General features: G+C 49.9%; 15 protein-coding genes. 5 read left to right on the top strand and 10 right to left on the bottom strand.

Annotated features, from left to right (window positions below; all coding sequences use genetic code 11):
* Positions 1 to 12: 12 nt before the first annotated feature.
* The 4 genes from SIB79_RS11730 to SIB79_RS11715 all read right to left on the bottom strand — a co-directional run bounded on the left by SIB79_RS11730 (position 13) and on the right by SIB79_RS11715 (position 2,708).
* Complete coding sequence (locus SIB79_RS11730; protein ID WP_063404383.1) at positions 13 to 261, bottom strand: hypothetical protein; 249 nt, start codon at positions 259 to 261, stop codon at positions 13 to 15.
* A gap of 277 nt (positions 262 to 538) precedes the next feature.
* Complete coding sequence (locus SIB79_RS11725) at positions 539 to 1,144, bottom strand: hypothetical protein (protein WP_328585527.1); 606 nt, start codon at positions 1,142 to 1,144, stop codon at positions 539 to 541.
* A 105-nt stretch (positions 1,145 to 1,249) separates the two neighbouring features.
* On the bottom strand, positions 1,250 to 2,371 hold the full coding sequence (gene mraY / locus SIB79_RS11720; RefSeq protein ID WP_063404387.1) for a phospho-N-acetylmuramoyl-pentapeptide-transferase: 1,122 nt from the start codon (positions 2,369 to 2,371) through the stop codon (positions 1,250 to 1,252).
* Positions 2,372 to 2,432: 61 nt separating this feature from the next.
* On the bottom strand, positions 2,433 to 2,708 hold the full coding sequence (locus SIB79_RS11715; RefSeq protein WP_063405314.1) for a DUF3134 domain-containing protein: 276 nt from the start codon (positions 2,706 to 2,708) through the stop codon (positions 2,433 to 2,435).
* 81 nt (positions 2,709 to 2,789) lie between these two features.
* On the opposite strand from SIB79_RS11715, the gene SIB79_RS11710 reads away from it, so the two are divergent.
* Entirely contained in the window at positions 2,790 to 3,020 is a 231-nt protein-coding gene (locus tag SIB79_RS11710; protein ID WP_413681108.1) for a hypothetical protein, read from the top strand.
* A complete protein-coding gene (locus SIB79_RS11705; protein WP_011131625.1) occupies positions 3,020 to 4,225 on the top strand; it encodes an argininosuccinate synthase in 1,206 nt (401 codons plus the stop codon). The genes SIB79_RS11710 and SIB79_RS11705 overlap by 1 nt, the downstream gene beginning before the upstream one ends.
* Positions 4,226 to 4,246: 21 nt before the next feature.
* Here the strand turns inward: SIB79_RS11705 and SIB79_RS11700 are convergent, their stop codons facing one another.
* From SIB79_RS11700 to SIB79_RS11685, 4 genes are all read right to left on the bottom strand, one after another.
* Positions 4,247 to 4,693 carry a hypothetical protein gene (locus SIB79_RS11700; RefSeq protein WP_063404391.1) on the bottom strand — a complete coding sequence of 149 codons (447 nt, stop codon included), beginning with the start codon at positions 4,691 to 4,693 and terminating at the stop codon, positions 4,247 to 4,249.
* 44 nt (positions 4,694 to 4,737) lie between these two features.
* The gene (gene rpsF, locus SIB79_RS11695) at positions 4,738 to 5,112 is read right to left on the bottom strand and encodes a 30S ribosomal protein S6 (protein ID WP_011131623.1); all 375 of its coding nucleotides are present in this window, start codon (positions 5,110 to 5,112) and stop codon (positions 4,738 to 4,740) included.
* Between the two features lie 77 nt (positions 5,113 to 5,189).
* Complete coding sequence (locus SIB79_RS11690; RefSeq protein ID WP_011131622.1) at positions 5,190 to 5,654, bottom strand: Tic20 family protein; 465 nt, start codon at positions 5,652 to 5,654, stop codon at positions 5,190 to 5,192.
* Between the two features lie 24 nt (positions 5,655 to 5,678).
* Complete coding sequence (locus SIB79_RS11685) at positions 5,679 to 6,590, bottom strand: shikimate dehydrogenase (RefSeq protein ID WP_063405316.1); 912 nt, start codon at positions 6,588 to 6,590, stop codon at positions 5,679 to 5,681.
* Positions 6,591 to 6,720: 130 nt separating this feature from the next.
* Between SIB79_RS11685 and dnaK the strand changes: the two genes are divergently transcribed.
* On the top strand, positions 6,721 to 8,625 hold the full coding sequence (gene dnaK / locus SIB79_RS11680) for a molecular chaperone DnaK (protein ID WP_063404393.1): 1,905 nt from the start codon (positions 6,721 to 6,723) through the stop codon (positions 8,623 to 8,625).
* Between the two features lie 1,775 nt (positions 8,626 to 10,400).
* On the opposite strand, the gene SIB79_RS11675 is transcribed toward dnaK, so the two are convergent.
* Positions 10,401 to 11,519 carry an NAD(P)/FAD-dependent oxidoreductase gene (locus tag SIB79_RS11675; protein WP_063404395.1) on the bottom strand — a complete coding sequence of 373 codons (1,119 nt, stop codon included), beginning with the start codon at positions 11,517 to 11,519 and terminating at the stop codon, positions 10,401 to 10,403.
* A gap of 66 nt (positions 11,520 to 11,585) precedes the next feature.
* Between SIB79_RS11675 and purU the strand changes: the two genes are divergently transcribed.
* Entirely contained in the window at positions 11,586 to 12,476 is an 891-nt protein-coding gene (gene purU / locus SIB79_RS11670) for a formyltetrahydrofolate deformylase (RefSeq protein ID WP_236072692.1), read from the top strand.
* Positions 12,477 to 12,490: 14 nt separating this feature from the next.
* On the top strand, positions 12,491 to 13,804 hold the full coding sequence (locus SIB79_RS11665; protein WP_063405320.1) for an O-antigen ligase family protein: 1,314 nt from the start codon (positions 12,491 to 12,493) through the stop codon (positions 13,802 to 13,804).
* Here SIB79_RS11665 and SIB79_RS11660 read toward each other — a convergent pair.
* Entirely contained in the window at positions 13,743 to 15,341 is a 1,599-nt protein-coding gene (locus SIB79_RS11660) for a B12-binding domain-containing radical SAM protein (protein WP_063404397.1), read from the bottom strand. The genes SIB79_RS11665 and SIB79_RS11660 overlap by 62 nt on opposite strands.
* Positions 15,342 to 15,492: the final 151 nt, after the last annotated feature.

The raw sequence follows: 15,492 nt of genomic DNA, 5'->3' as shown, positions 1-15,492 counted from the left end.
TTTGAGATCCCTTTACACTTTGAGATCAGGGATCAGCGTGAGCTGTCGAAAGGCTGGTTCTTCGCTGATGAACCCCCAGGCTTCGAATACACCGGGATCAGGATGAGTGATGCGTTGTTTTTTCATGTTCTGTTCCAGCCGAAAGCCTTCTCGGGCCATGCGTCGCATTAGACTTGCAGCCTCTTCGAAACGGGAAGCCATGGCTTCAAGGCTTGCGCAGTCGCTTGTGAGACCAGCCTCTTTCCAAGTGAAGTAACTCATTTTTTAATACACCAGATTGATGGTGATAACGACTGGGTGTGTGAAGCTTCGAGGTTCCATAGACCACATTTGCTATTGGGTTGGTATGGATCTTTCTCGTTGGCAGTTGCTCTGTGTTAACAGTTCAACCATTATCGGCGGACAAAACTGCCCGACGGAGAGAGGCTGTTCTTAATAAGTACGACACAATTGAGAGTTTCTGGCCTTTGCCCCGATTGGCTTTGTTTGCACCACTAAAACGCTCACTTTGCTTGATAAGACTTGGAGTTTAGTGATTTCAGGGTGCTGCACCATGAGCTGCCTTCGTGGGTGTGTGCTTGATAAGTCTCAAAGGAAGCAAGGCCAATGTGTACACCAGGAACGGGATGTAGAACTTTGGGTCTTCACGAGTGTGTTCAACGTAGGTGAGCAGAAAGACGGTCCAAAGCCAGTGGCTGCCAATCAAATGAAGTCTCTTCCAATGTTTCATACCCATCCATTGCTGGGCTCGATCAGTGGAAGTTAAGGCCATCAGGAAAACAAAAATATAACCAAGACCACCGAAAATCCACTGGCCCATTGATTGATCTTCGAGAAAAGGTTCTGGGAAGAGAAACGAGATCAACACAATCAGGCTGAGGTGAATGAAGTGTGAGGCTGCAAAGCTCAGTCCGATGTAGCGCCTGTTGCGAAGAGTCCAGGTTGTAAAAGGTGTTTTCCAGAGGGAATAGACACTCGATGCGGTAAAGGCAATGGAGAAGAGAAATAGAGAGCTTCTACCGGTGTAATCAATTCCTGCTTTGATCGTTTCGGCACTCCATCCGCTTAAAACGAAAAAGATGGTAAGCATCAGAAGGATCATGCCAGCGACCCAAGTAGTGATATTCCAGCCCTGTAGTTTCATGAGCTTCATTTCGGTATTGATATTCTGGAACTGATACGAGTTGCTTGCAAGAAGTGAGTTTAAAAGTGCATCTTTATTTCTTATAGAAGTAACTCATGCCAGCACTTATGCAGTGGGGCGTAATAGCAGACCCAGCAGAACTAAGCCTCCAGTGCTCAACCAAAATCTTCGCACCACCATTTGCTCGTCGGTACCTCCGAGTTCATAGTGGTGGTGAAGCGGGGCCATGCGGAATACGCGTCGTCCAACTCCGTCAGGTCCTTTGGTGGCTTTGAAAACCCATACCTGAATAATCACAGAAAGGGATTCAGCCAAGAACACACCACCCATGATCAATAGCGGCCAGAGGCTGTTGGAGAGGATTGCGACTCCACTCAAGGCGGCCCCCATTGCTAGTGAGCCCGTGTCGCCCATGAATACTTGGGCTGGGTTGCGGTTGTGCATCAGGAAACCGAGCCAGGCCCCTGCCATTGCTATGCAGAAGCCTGCTAGTACAGGATTGCCATCATTACCTCTGAGCATCAGTTGCACGGCTAGTCCAGTGAAGACAAGCGCCCCGCAGCCACTGGCTAGCCCATCGAGTCCGTCGGTGAGATTGGTGGCGTTGCTTTCCGCTACGAACACGAACAGTGCTAGTGGCCAGATCATGAATCCCATCTGGATGGACATGCCAAGGGGCAGGGCGATGCTGGAGTCGATCCAGTGTTGCCAGCCCGCCCAAGCGAGAAAGATCAGGCCGGCTGCGGTTTGAAGTAGAAGTTTTCCCCGAGGGGTAAGACCAGTGTTGGTTCCGCGCGTGAGACTGCGCCAGTCGTCGAAGCCACCGATCACCATGTAAGCCAGGGTGATGCATGACAGAGCTAGTAGTTGCTCGCTGCTTTCGCCATTCACACTGACGAAACTTCCGATGATGAGCCCCACTGGCACGACTAACAGCCCACCCATGGTTGGTGTGCCAGATTTGCGCTGATGAGTCTGTGGTCCGTCTTCTCGAATCACTTGCCCCATCTTTAGGGCCCTTAACTTTGGGATGCCCCAGCTTGCGATCAGCACTGAAATCAGTGTTGAAATCATCAACGGCAAGCTGAGCAGACTGTTGGCTATGAAGCGGTCCGATGTGAAGCTTGCAGCAAAGATAACGATCCCGAGCAAGCTTGCGGACGTTGTCCCTTTAGTCCACCACCTTTGTGTATCCGTATCAGTCAATGGCTTCGGAGAGTTGCTCACGTCAGGGCTTGATTGGCGGTGCGTAATGAAGTGAGCAGGCTTCTTCGGTTTGAGAAAATGGCTATTCTTCCCAGTTTTCTTCTGTTTGCTCGTCGTCGGCTTTGTAATCTTCTTTTTCTCCCATCAAGGCCGAAAGCTCCTCTTCCTCTACTGTGCTGACCTCTGGTGAGGTGGATTCTTCATCGGCGACTAGCCTTCCACTTCCTTCGAGCCAACTCAGAAGGTCTGGCTCTTCGCGTAGGGGCAAAACTGGGGCAGGTTCTGTTCTTCTATAGCGCGTAAGAGCAGGGTTGATGCCGTCGAGTGCGCTCAGGTTGATCGTATCGAGGGCGCTCATTTGTGAGGACATAAACCAATCAGCCAACATAGTTCATTGACTTCCTTTGATCAGGTGTTTTTTTCTTCCAAGCTGATCTTGATGGTTCTTGCCTGGGGCTTGGCCTTACTACTCAGCCTTGGCTTGCGGTTTTGGGGTCTGTTGCATCCTGAGCCTTTTGTAATTCGGCCCCTCCTGGTGGCGTTGTTGCTTTTTGCTCCTGCGGTTGGCCTCGGTATTTGGGTCATGCGGGTGGGATTTTCTTCGGCTGATTCCGGGTCTTTGGTCAACGGGAAGGGAGAATCTTTGAATTGTGATTCGGAGTCCAGTTGATGGGGCGTGCGAAGAAGGTAGTGCTTGCTTATTCCGGTGGTGTTGATACCAGCGTTTGCATCCCATACCTCAAGCATGAATGGGGGGTAGAGGAGGTGATCACCTTTGCTGCCGATTTAGGTCAGGGCGATGAGCTTGATCCCATCCGCCTTAAGGCTCTTGATGCTGGTGCTAGTCAGTCTCTGGTGGGAGATTTGATAGAGCCTTTTGTAGAACAGTTTGCTTTGCCGGCGATTCGTGCCAATGCTCTTTACGAAGGTCGTTATCCACTGTCTACGGCTTTAGCTCGCCCCCTGATTGCTCGTCAGTTGGTAGAGGTTGCCAGGGAGGTCGGGGCCGATGCGGTGGCTCATGGCTGTACGGGTAAAGGCAACGATCAGGTGCGTTTTGATTTAGCCATTGCAGCACTAGCACCTGATCTCAAGGTGCTAACTCCCGCTCGGGAATGGAGCATGAGCAGAGAGGAGGCGATCGCCTATGGCGAACGCTGTGGGATCCCTGCCCCCGTGAGTAAGAAATCGCCTTATTCGATTGATCTGAATCTGTTGGGTCGGAGTATTGAAGCCGGTCCTCTTGAAGATCTGATGGTGGCTCCGCCCGAGGAGGTCTTTGCCATGACCTCCTCGATTGACGCTGCACCTTCTCAGGCTCAGGACATTGAGATCAGTTTTGAAGCTGGTAATCCTGTGGCTATTGATGGGGTGCGACTTGATTCGGTGGGTTTGATCAAGGAGGCGAATCGTCTTGCTGGACGGCATGGTTTCGGTCGCCTTGACATCATTGAGAATCGGGTCGTTGGTATCAAGAGTCGGGAGATTTATGAAACTCCAGGGTTACTTTTATTGATTCGTGCTCATCAGGAATTGGAGAGTTTGACACTTGCTGCGGATGTGTTGCGCATGAAGCGTCAATTGGAGATGCAATGGGCTGAGCTGGTCTATCAGGGTCTTTGGTTTTCCCCTTTGAAGGATGCTCTGGATGGATTCATGGATCGCACTCAGACTTATGTGAATGGCTTGGTGCGGATTCGTCTCCAAAAAGGCAATGCCATGGTGATTGGCCGGAGCTCTGACACCAACAGCTTGTATATATCTGAGATGGCAACCTATGGCAGCGAGGACAACTTTGACCACAGGGCTGCTGAAGGATTTATCTACATCTGGGGACTTCCAAGTCGCCTTTGGGCAGCAGCTCGGCGAGGTTAAGTTGTGATCTTTTGATTAGTTTTATTGTGGAGATTGTCCTCTGCCTCCAAGCCATCTTGAGCGAAGCAGGGAAGGTACTTTTAATGGGTGAGGCTCCTCAAGCATGATTGACTCAGTTTGAATAGCAGCGTTTTGAGTATGCGTGATTAGGCGATAGCGCTCTAGTAGGGGGATGAGTCGTTGTTGAAATTTTCGTTCGAAAATGTCAGGTAGTTCTTTTAGGAGTGCTTCGTATTCCTGGACTTGCTCCTTAAGGTCTTTGATTTGACTTTTAAGTAGATCTTGTTGGTCATAAGGATTTTCTTTGTAGTTAGATCTGATCTCAGCCTTGGTTAGCAGCAACTTGCCTGTTGATTGCCGCCATTTTTGGATGGCATCACGTCTGGTTATTGTTTTATTTTCTTGTTGTGTTTCCTGTTTCTTCCAAATTGGAAGAGGGGTCTGATGGTCCTGATGGGCAGTGCGCATGGCAGAAAGCTAACGCCAAGCAGCTTTTTCAACAATGGTGTTGATCAGGCTTCTACTGCTGCGGCTTCCTGCTGTTGTACTGGTTCAGGCTCACTCCCAGGGACGATTCTGGGCGCGGGTAGAGGGCCTTCTTGCTTCACAGTTAGGTAGCGAATTACGTCTTCACTGAGACGCATGGCTTTTTCCAGCACGGCCACTTGTTGTCCATTGCCGTTGTGGCTTAGCTGCACATAGATGCCTTCCTTGTGATTTGAGATTGGATAGGCCAGGCGACGCTTGCCACGCATTTGATTGTCGAGGACCTCTGCCCCAGCTTCAGTCACCATCTCGCGGTACTTGGTGACATGGGTTTCTACTTCCTCTTCCGGGATGTCCGGCCGGAGGATGTACATGGTTTCGTAATAAGGTTGTTGACTCATCAGGTGTTCCGACAGGGACTTAAAGGCTCACAGCAGTGAGCGACGGAACGACCAGCCTATCTCTTTGTGGTCAGTGTTTAGGAGAGTTGCATGCGAACGGCTTGGCTGATACCTGGCAGGTCTGGTTCACGTCCTCTTAGGCATTCGATGAGGGCGAAAATCACGATGGCAAGCATTGCCACGAGCACAGTGCTGGTTAGCGTTCGCAGCATGAAAGCACCACTAAGAGGTTGTAGAAGGATTTGGAAGGCATAGCCCAGCAGTACGACAACAATATCTACGAGTAGTGCTTGCAGTGTGTTGAAGCGAAGAAAATAGGGAACTTTAGGGTTCCTTACAACGGCAAGAAATAGCAAGAAAAATATTAGAAGACTTCCGAACGGGATCCCTTGTTCCAGGATTATTAAAGGTAGGGCTGGAAGTGCAAGCAATTCAAGCAATGGAAATTGCACAAATAAACTTCGCCCAAATGGAATGGTGTCGCTCCAAGGGAGCATGTAAATCAGCACTCCCAGCAACCGTTGCCAGATAGGGATCAGCATGGGGGTCAGATCACTGCTATGACGCTAAACCGTGAGCCAGTTCAGAGCAGCTTTTCTCATCTCTTCGACAGGCACCTGGTTGTTGCCGCTCCAGAGCCTTAGAGAGGCAGCGCCTTGTTGAACAAGCATTTCGAGGCCATCTATGCAATGGCAGCCATGTTCAGTTCCTAAGGTCAGCCAGGCGGTTGGTTTTGGTGTGTAAATCAGGTCATAGAGAGTTGTCTTTGGGCTTAAGTTTTGCCAAATCTTCTTCCCCAGGGGCATTGGCGCTCTAGGAGTTGATGTTTCCGCACGGTTTTGGGACATGCCTACTGGTGTGGTGTTGACCACCAGATCGGCTTTGGTTAGCTGTTCAATCAGAGCAGGGTCCTGTTGGAGAATCCCTTGCAAGAGCACTTGGCAATCAGATTCGGAGCTGGCTGGGTTGGGCTGGAGATCATCGAGAAATCTCTTCAGCGCATCAGATCGGCGGCCAACCACCATGATTTGAGCCAATTTTAAATCTTGCAGACCTGCAACGACTGCTCGGGCGCTACCACCGCAACCGAGCACGACTGCACGACGCCCATGCCACTCGCACTTGCTTTCTTGAAGGGGTGCAATAAAACCGGCCACGTCTGTGTTGGTGCCTGTCCAACCGCCGTCGGCATGAGGGATCAGAGTGTTGACGGCTTTAAGTCGTTTTGCTAATGGGCTGAGCTCTCGACAGGTTTTGGCCACGTCTTGTTTGTGGGGGATGGTGATGTTCAGTCCAAGGCAGTTGATCGAACGCAGAGCGCAGAGCACATTGGCCAGATCGTTGGTTTCGCATGGCATGGCCATGTAGCACCAGTCGAGATTCATTGCAGCGAGGGCTGCGTTTTGCATCACCGGTGAGAGGGAATGGTGCACTGGTTGGCCGAGCAGGCCTATTAGGGAGGTTGTGCCGCTAATCATTCCCATTGCTTGATCGGTTCTATGCCCAGCCTGCCGGGCGAGCTGTTCGGGAACCACACCTCGCCTCTAAGTGGTCTCACTGCCGAGGATGCACCTGTTCAAGACAGAGATCTTTAGGAGGTCGGCACGAATGGGAAAGGTTGTTGGCATTGACCTTGGAACCACGAACAGTTGTGTCGCTGTAATGGAGGGTGGCAAGCCCGTCGTGATTGCTAACGCTGAAGGGTTTAGAACAACTCCCTCCGTGGTCGCTTATACCAAAAATCAGGATCAGTTGGTTGGCCAGATCGCCAAGCGCCAAGCGGTGATGAACACTGATAACACCTTTTATTCAGCGAAGCGCTTCGTTGGTCGTCGGGTTGATGAGGTGAACGAAGAGTCGAAGGAAGTGAGCTATGAGGTTGAGAAGTCTGGCTCTAATGTGAGGTTGAAGTGCCCGGTTCTTGATAAGCAGTTTTCTCCTGAGGAAGTGAGTGCTCAGGTGTTGCGCAAGTTAGCTGAGGACGCTGGTAAGTATCTCGGTGAGAACGTAACCCAGGCCGTGATCACAGTGCCTGCGTATTTTAATGACTCACAGAGACAGGCCACCAAAGACGCCGGCAAGATAGCTGGCTTAGAGGTGCTACGCATCATTAACGAGCCAACCGCGGCTGCGTTGGCATATGGCCTTGATAAGAAGAGCAATGAGCGCATTCTGGTGTTTGACCTGGGTGGTGGAACCTTTGATGTTTCTGTGCTCGAGGTAGGTGATGGTGTTTTTGAGGTTCTATCTACCTCTGGTGACACTCATCTAGGCGGAGATGATTTCGATAAAGTGATTGTTGATCATCTGGCTGCAACTTTTAAGGCCAATGAAGGTATTGATCTGCGTCAGGATAAGCAGGCTCTTCAGCGCCTCACTGAGGCGGCAGAGAAAGCCAAGATCGAGCTTTCCAGTGCTACGCAAAGTGAGATCAACCTGCCATTTATTACTGCTACCTCTGAGGGGCCTAAGCATCTCGATCTAACCCTGACACGTGCCAAATTTGAGGAATTGGCTTCAAAGCTGATTGATCGTTGTCGCGTACCTGTGGAGCAGGCTCTTAAGGACGCCAAACTCTCTTCTGGTGAACTTGACGAAATCGTGATGGTGGGCGGCTCCAGCCGCATGCCTGCAGTTCAGGAACTTGTGAAGAGGGTTACGGGTAAAGATCCCAATCAGACTGTCAATCCTGATGAGGTTGTTGCAGTAGGCGCTGCCATACAGGGCGGGGTATTGGCTGGTGAAGTTAAGGACATCTTGCTGCTTGACGTCACACCTCTCTCCTTGGGTGTGGAGACTCTTGGTGGTGTGATGACCAAGATGATTACGCGTAATACGACTGTTCCTACTAAGAAGTCGGAAACCTATTCCACAGCGGTTGATGGACAAACCAATGTGGAGATTCACGTGCTTCAGGGTGAACGTGAGATGGCCTCTGATAATAAGAGCTTGGGAACATTCCGTCTTGATGGAATTCCTCCTGCCCCTCGTGGTGTTCCTCAGATTGAGGTGACCTTTGATATCGATGCTAACGGTATTCTTAGTGTTAATGCCAAGGATAAGGGTAGTGGTAAGGAGCAAAGTATTTCAATTACTGGTGCTTCAACCCTCTCTGAAAATGAAGTTGATAAGATGGTTAAGGATGCTGAGACCAATGCCTCAGCTGATAAAGAAAAGCGTGAGCGCATTGACATTAAGAACCAGGCTGAGACTCTTGTTTATCAGGCGGAAAAGCAGCTTGGAGAGTTGGCTGACAAGGTTGATGCTGATTCAAAGGCAAAGGTGGAAGATAAGCGCGTCAAGCTTAAGGCTGCCATTGAGAAAGATGACTTTGATGCGATGAAGTCGCTATTGGAGGAACTGCAGCAGGAGCTTTATACCTTGGGCGCTTCTGTTTATCAGCAGGCGGGTGCTGCCGCAGCAGAATCCGGCGCTGATGCTGGCGCGGCTGGTGCTGGTGATCCCAGTAGTGGTGATGATGTGATCGACGCAGAATTTACTGAGTCGAAGTGATGGGATAGTTTGATTGCTGATGTCATCAAGACTGATATGCATGTGTCCCTATAGTTAGCAAGAAGCTTTAAGTTCTTCTTGCTAACATTTATTTTCTATGGTTATGTGAATACCATATAGTTTTTAACTGTTTTTATTCTTTAATTGGTCAAGTTTGCGTCAAGAAATAAGGGATTTCTTGGATTTTTTTGATCAGAGATTCTGCTCTGCTGAAATTAATCCGAATGCTTGGCAGTGTTGCTTAAAACCATTAGCCTTCCTTTGAGAATAGGGAGATCTCGTTTACGTTGTAGCTTGACTGGCACTGGTCAACAGATGCTAATTATGGATGGGCTGGCATGACAAAATATTCTCTGGAGAGACTGAAAATCCAATAGTTGTAAAAAAGTCGATTTGATTGAGGGCCTTGTTATCGGACCATATGGATTGAATGATCAATTGAGAGAGCGGCTTTGCTTTCATCCAAGAGTTGATCTATGCGTAAAGAGCTTGTTGGAGGTTGCAGGTCTGCTGCCCACTGATCTTTTGTTTGATTGACTTAATATGCCTAACTGTATTAACATTGAGACACCCGATTATTTTGACGAAAATGATAGATATGCATACTCTGACAAATACATGCCTGATGGCAGTAAGAGGATAATTCTATGAAATGCTGAGGATATTTCTACTCATGTGCCGCTAGATTTGCTTGATTTAATCTTTTTGCTGCTTGTTCTTCAGCATATGCATGATTGCCTGGTAGTGCTTGAATCTTGTGACCAGTGCTTGAAGAGTGGAGTAACTCTTTGCTCTTATTTTGCACCTATCTACTCACACTTTTTGCAAGGTGATAATGCTTGATACCGTAGAATTTTAAATTCCCTTAAAACCTTTGGGATTTCATCTTTTGTCTCATAACGATCAATAAACAAAGCTTATTGATCTAGGAATTAATGATGCAAAGGAGGCTCAGGTCTTTTTAGTAAATGTTAACCTTAATCGAATTCCGAATCGTTTGATGTGCGAGGATTGTCAGAGAATCTTAAATGAGTCATCATTTTATGTTTGGCATTAGATCGTGAGGAGGCTGTGAATATTTCAAAGTATTATGAGAATATAGTTGCAGAAATTAGAAACTTCAATTCTAGTATTTGCAACCTCATCACGATTGGATTTAGGGTTCATTCGTTAAATAATGAGTTGTTATCGATGTAGGCAGCAATGTCTTAAAAATTAGGATGAGATTAAATTGCTTATGTTTTTCTCTTAGAGTAGTTTGCTCCGTAAGTCTGAATGCTCTGAGTCAATGACTTGTGGGTAAAGCCTGTTGTATGGCAACTTCTAATGAACTTTTTAACGTGTTAATGTTGCATCCACTGTCTATAGGCAGTGATCTGTGTTATAGCTTGCGGGATAGAAAATCCCATTCGCTAAAGTTTATGGAAACCCTTGGAACCATTTTCGCTTGTCTGCTGGCAGTAGTTCCTGTTGGCCTGTTGTTACATTTTTATGCCAGGCACCGAGACAAAGAGATAACTCTGAACTAACGCTTCTTGCTTTATTTCTTCAACATCATCGAGTCTCACCATCTATCAAGGATCAGCTTCTTACGCATTGAGTAATTTTAATAGCGTTTTAGGGGCTTGATCAATTTAGATGGGTACTGGCTTTTCGAGGAATTAAGGCAATCCAAGTGTGCGTCTATCGGCTCATCGAGATTCCTTTGACGCAGCAAACTGGTGATCTTCGAATGCCTTGCTGTTGGATGATTGAAAAATTGATCAAGAGTCAAGTCAAGATCTTGTCTCGTTAGCGAGTTGCTCTTTTACCCATGCAGCGCTGGCTGGGGCCAGTAAGACGCCATTTCGGTAATGGCCCGTAGCCACGATTAGCCCGGGCTCTAGTTTTTCTAAAAGAGGCGCTGGACGTTCGACAGGTCGAGCGCGCAATCCATGCCATTGGTTTTTCACAGTCGCGCTCTCTAGCCAATCCGGGGCATCTCCCGCGAGGTTTTGCATGGCCTTGAGGTGGCTAGATATTGGTTGAACGCCTGGCTCGAGAGTGGCACCTATCCAGATCTGATTGGTTCCGTGGGGGATCAAGTTGATGCCATGGCTCACGAGTACTGCAGGCCAGCCGCTCCAATTGTGCTGATCTGAGATCACCTCTAGATCCAGCACTTGTCCAAGCACAGGGGCCATGGGAAGACTGTGGCCTAGAGATTCCAGCAGGGCTTTGCTGCCCAGTGCTGCACAGATCACGACAGCGTCTTGGTTCAAATTTGTTCCTCCCGCAAGTTGAAGGCGCCACTGTTTTTCTTCGGCAGATGAATTTCGTTCCAGCGAGATGACTGGCTCTTGGATTTGTTGTACGCCTTGCTCTTGTAGGGCGGCCCGTAGGCATTTTTGTAGGAGTAGCGGGTCTAGATAACCGTCTTGATGAGAGATCAGCCCCCCATGTTGTGTGTTTGGCCATGATCGTCCGATGCAGGGATTCGAGTTTGGTGAGATCAGCTCAAGGCCGAGATGTTGCCGTTGTTCTGCGAGTTGCTTCATCAGGGTGGCTTCTGCTTCGCTACTCGCAAGTTGAATCAGAGGGGTGTTGAGCTTGAGCTGATGCTCTTGACTGCTAAGTTCTGCAACCCACTCTGGCCAGAGGCTCATGCTGTGTTGTCGGAGTCGCCAGGCTCGTCCACTGCTGCGCCTGAAAACATGCCCCATGAGTACCCCTAGCGAAGCAGTTGTTCCCGGTAGGGCCCCTGATCGCTTAATCGGTTGATCCAGTTTTGGATCAATCAGCATCACTTGGTGGCCATGCTTGGCTAAATACCAGGCTGTGCCAGCGCCAACCGCACCGGCGCCAATGATTGCAACCGTGGAAGCAGTCATTCTTGATATTGACGAGCAATGCATCTCACTTTGAGGTGTTCTTGGTGCTGACGTTCGTCAAGACAGAATGAGTTTTTGCAATCAGGTTGAGTGAGCTCCCCTCTTGGTGCTGTATGGAATCCTTACGGTTACAAGCTTCGTGTGATTCTGCAGCTCATCTGTCCAGATCGGCCTGCTTTGGTGAGTGAGTTGTCGGGATGGGTGGCTGTTAATGGAGGCAATATTCTTCATGCTGATCACCATACGGATGTTGGGGCTGGACTGTTTCTGAGCAGGATCGAATTTGGAATTGAGGGCTTCGGATTGCCTCGAGAGGCGATAGCACCGGCTGTGAATGCTCTGGCAGATCGCCTCGGGGGTCAGGCGCAATTGCATTTTTCCGATGAGATCCCTCGGGTGGCGATCTTCGCCAGCAAGCAGAGTCATTGTCTGTTGGATCTGCTTTGGCGCACTCGCAGTGGGGAGTTGCCGATGCAGGTGCCGCTTGTGATTGCTAACCACTCTCAATTGGAGCCTTTATGCAGGGAGTTTGGTGTTTGTTTTGAGTGTGTTCCTATGACGCCTGCCAGCAAGCCTGAGGCGGAACAAACCATGCTGGATTTGTTGGCTGAGCATCGGATTGAGCTGGTTGTGTTGGCCAAGTACATGCAGGTCCTTAGTGGTGCTTTTCTAGAGCGTTTCCCCACCGTGATTAATATTCACCATTCTTTCCTGCCGGCTTTTAAGGGGGCACAGCCCTATCACAGGGCCTGGGATCGAGGGGTGAAAGTGATTGGTGCTACCGCCCATTACGTCACTGAAGATCTGGATGACGGGCCGATTATTCAGCAGACCATCGAGCATGTAAACCATCGTGATGAGGTGGAAGATTTGATTCGTAAAGGACGTGATACAGAACGTCTCGCTTTGGCAAGGGCCTTGAGATTGCATCTTTGTCGCCAGGTGATGGTCTATCGCGGTAGAACCGCTGTTTTTGCATGACGCTGTTGGCTTGGATGGCTCGATGTCGCCCTGCTGCTGCGACCTCCATGGGTTGGTTGGTTTTCCAGTTGGGGCTTTTTTTGTTGCCTTCCAGTGCATTGTTGGCAGGCCTGTTGCTGCTTACGGCCCTGGTGCTTGGTAGTTATCAGCGACAGCAACCGTTTTGGCGCGATCCCTGGAATTGGCCTTTGCTGATTGCCGCCCTATTGATGCTGGTTGGTTGCGTTCAGGCCTATTCGGGTGGACGTGCTTGGGTTGGTCTGGGGAATTGGTTGCCTTTCTTTTGGGCTTTTTGGGGTTTTCAGCCTTATTTAGTTAGTGATGAAGCCCGACGACGTTGTGCCCTTTGGCTTGTCGCTGGCACTTTGCCTGTGGTGATTACCGGTCTCGGGCAGCTCTGGTGGGGATGGCAGGGGCCATGGCAATTGTTCGGTGGCTTAATTGTCTGGTTCATGGCTCCAGGGGGGGAGCCTACTGGCCGTTTATCTGGTCTATTTGATTACGCAAATATTGCTGGAGCCTGGTTGGCCTTGGTTTGGCCATTCTGTTTGGCAGCTCTGCTTCAGCCTGCCCTCAGTCGTTTTCAACGCAGTGTGGCTTTGGGGGTCGCTATTGCTGTTGTGGCTGCATTGGTTCTCACCGACTCACGAAATGCTTGGGGAGGGTTGATGTTGGCGATTCCCTTTGTTTTTGGGCCCGCCAGGTGGCCCTGGTTGTTGCCGTTGATGGTGTTAGCGCTGTTGCCAGTGACCCTTGCAGCATTACCAGGCAGTCCTTCAGGTTTGCAGCAGTGGGCACGCACGTTTGTGCCTGAGGGTATTTGGGCGCGTCTTAATGACATGCGCTATATCCAGGATCGTGAGTTGATGTCAACTCGTATGAGCCAGTGGGGAGTGGCTCTGCAGTTCATTGATTCTCGTCCTTGGCTGGGTTGGGGGGCTGCTGCTTTTTCAGTGCTCTATCCGCTGCGGACTGGTCAGTGGCATGGCCATGCCCATAACCTTCCTCTTGAACTTGCTGTGAGCCATGGGATGCCTGCGGCTCTGCTAGTGGTGGGGACTGTGTTAGCTCTCTTAATCACAGTCTTGCGACGTGGTGTGTTGACTGGTGGAGTCTTGATAAGCCGAGGTTTGAGTAGCACGGTTTTTGACCGTGCTTGGTGGACGGCAAGTTTGATCCTCGTGGTGATGCACGCTACTGATATGCCTTTCTTTGACAGTCGGCTCAACATTGCCGGCTGGATTCTTTTGGCTGGATTGCGTTGCATCATTCTTCCCCAGCAGGCACTCCAACATGCTCGTTTAGGGCTTGATGATGATGTTGGATGAGTTGCTTTTGGTTGAGGGGCCCTTCTAGATGGGTCCAGGGCAGTGTTCGTGATGGCTCCCATGATTCATGCACCACTTCTTCCCAGGCTGGTGGGCGGGGCAGTGGTCTGGCTTGTTCAGTCGTTGTACTGAGATCCCCTTCGCGTGCTGCTTTGTAAGCCTTTTTCCAGCTGCCTAGTTTGTTGTGTGAGCCCCGGACAGATGCAATCACAGGGGCGAGGCGTCGGTCACTGCGTGACAGCAGAGCCTGGATCGTGCTCCATCCGAAGCTTTCTGGTCGCACCTCAATGCCTTTTGGTTTCAGTTGTTTTGCTAGTTGTTTGAGTCGTTTCTCCGCTTTACGGTTGATCCCGTGCCATTGAAAGGGAGTATGAGCCTTAGGGACAAAGGTGCTGACTCCCAGAGTGAGGCGTAAGCCTGGGGTTGTTTTTTTGAGATTCAGTAACAGATTGCTCGTGTCGTCTATATCGGAGTCTTCTTCGGTAGGCAGTCCAACCATGCCGTAGAGCTTCAGACCACGGAGGCCGCCTTCAAACGCATATTTGGCAGCCGCAAAAATTTCTTCTTTAGCGAGCTTTTTATTGATTATTGCGCGAATGCGCTCGCTGCCGCTTTCGATGGCAATTGTGAGTGATTTACTGCCGCGGCGGTTCAGGATCCTGGTCAATTCTGAGTTTACTGTGGCTGCCCGTACAGAGCTAACGCTGAGGCGGATGTCGTTGAAGCGATCTTTGTCTAACCATTGCAGTAGCTCACCAAATTGAGGGTGTTGGGTAACAGAGGCGCCTAGTAGTCCAAGTCTCTTGGTGGCTGTGAGTCCTTTCTCAATGGCAGGGATGAGTCCATCGTCTAAGGATGGACTGCGGAAGGGCAGAGTGAGATAGCTGGCAAGACAGAATCGGCAAAGTTCTGGGCAGCTGCGCACCACCTCAACCATATGGATGTTTGGCCAGGCAGCATCTGGCGTGATCACTGTGGAATGAGTGAGGGTGTTGCCGCGCCAGGTTTGCTTCGCGATTGAGGGGGGTAAGTCGGATTCGACGGGCTTTACTGTCAGCAGGGTGTCGTCAGCGTCGTAGATGGGTTCATAGAACCTTGGTACATAGACACCTGGAACCTTTGCGAGCGCTCGCAGGCGATCAGTTCGTGGCAACTGTTTCACTTGTTGGAGCGTATCGATGAAGGCTGGCAAAAGTTCTTCCCCGTCTCCCAACAACACCACATCGAAAAATGGAGCTAGGGGTTCGGGGTTAGCTGTGAGTACAGGACCACCACCAAAAACAATCGGGTTGTTTTCTCCGCGTTGATGACTCCATAGCGGGATGCGTTGTTGCTCAAGTAGATCCAGTAATACCGGACCATCCAGTTCCCAGCTCAGGGAGAGTCCGAACAGGTCACATGTGCGATGGGGGATGTCCCCTTGATCGGTAAATAACCGCCTTACATCGATGTCTTCACGTTTAGCGAGGGTGGCCCAGATAACTTGATATCCCAGGCTGGTAATCCCAATGCTGTATGTGCTTGGGAACGCCAGCACGGCTCGGAGCGCTCCAGGTTCGGGAACGGCGGGGGTGAATAGGAGCGTTTCCTTGTTCAGGAGGTCAACCTTGGCAACATCAGTTCATCATGCAGAGGTGATCGGTATCAGCTGTGAGGTAAAGCAACTGATTGCTTCAATAAGTATTTAG

The sequence above is a fragment of the Prochlorococcus sp. MIT 1342 genome (assembly GCF_047304495.1).
Classification (GTDB): Bacteria; Cyanobacteriota; Cyanobacteriia; order PCC-6307; family Cyanobiaceae; genus Prochlorococcus; species Prochlorococcus marinus_D.
This window is presented reverse-complemented; position numbering and strand designations above follow the sequence as displayed.

Coding starts and splice junctions, on each gene's coding strand:
- SIB79_RS11730 (WP_063404383.1), bottom strand. CDS start 261: ATGAGTTACTTCACTTGGAAAGAGGCTGGTCTCACAAGCGACTGCGCA.
- SIB79_RS11725 (WP_328585527.1), bottom strand. CDS start 1,144: ATGAAACTACAGGGCTGGAATATCACTACTTGGGTCGCTGGCATGATC.
- SIB79_RS11715 (WP_063405314.1), bottom strand. CDS start 2,708: ATGAGCGCCCTCGATACGATCAACCTGAGCGCACTCGACGGCATCAAC.
- SIB79_RS11710 (WP_413681108.1), top strand. CDS start 2,790: ATGGTTCTTGCCTGGGGCTTGGCCTTACTACTCAGCCTTGGCTTGCGG.
- SIB79_RS11705 (WP_011131625.1), top strand. CDS start 3,020: ATGGGGCGTGCGAAGAAGGTAGTGCTTGCTTATTCCGGTGGTGTTGAT.
- SIB79_RS11700 (WP_063404391.1), bottom strand. CDS start 4,693: ATGCGCACTGCCCATCAGGACCATCAGACCCCTCTTCCAATTTGGAAG.
- rpsF (WP_011131623.1), bottom strand. CDS start 5,112: ATGAGTCAACAACCTTATTACGAAACCATGTACATCCTCCGGCCGGAC.
- SIB79_RS11690 (WP_011131622.1), bottom strand. CDS start 5,654: ATGCTGATCCCTATCTGGCAACGGTTGCTGGGAGTGCTGATTTACATG.
- SIB79_RS11685 (WP_063405316.1), bottom strand. CDS start 6,590: ATGATTAGCGGCACAACCTCCCTAATAGGCCTGCTCGGCCAACCAGTG.
- dnaK (WP_063404393.1), top strand. CDS start 6,721: ATGGGAAAGGTTGTTGGCATTGACCTTGGAACCACGAACAGTTGTGTC.
- SIB79_RS11675 (WP_063404395.1), bottom strand. CDS start 11,519: ATGCATTGCTCGTCAATATCAAGAATGACTGCTTCCACGGTTGCAATC.
- SIB79_RS11665 (WP_063405320.1), top strand. CDS start 12,491: ATGGCTCGATGTCGCCCTGCTGCTGCGACCTCCATGGGTTGGTTGGTT.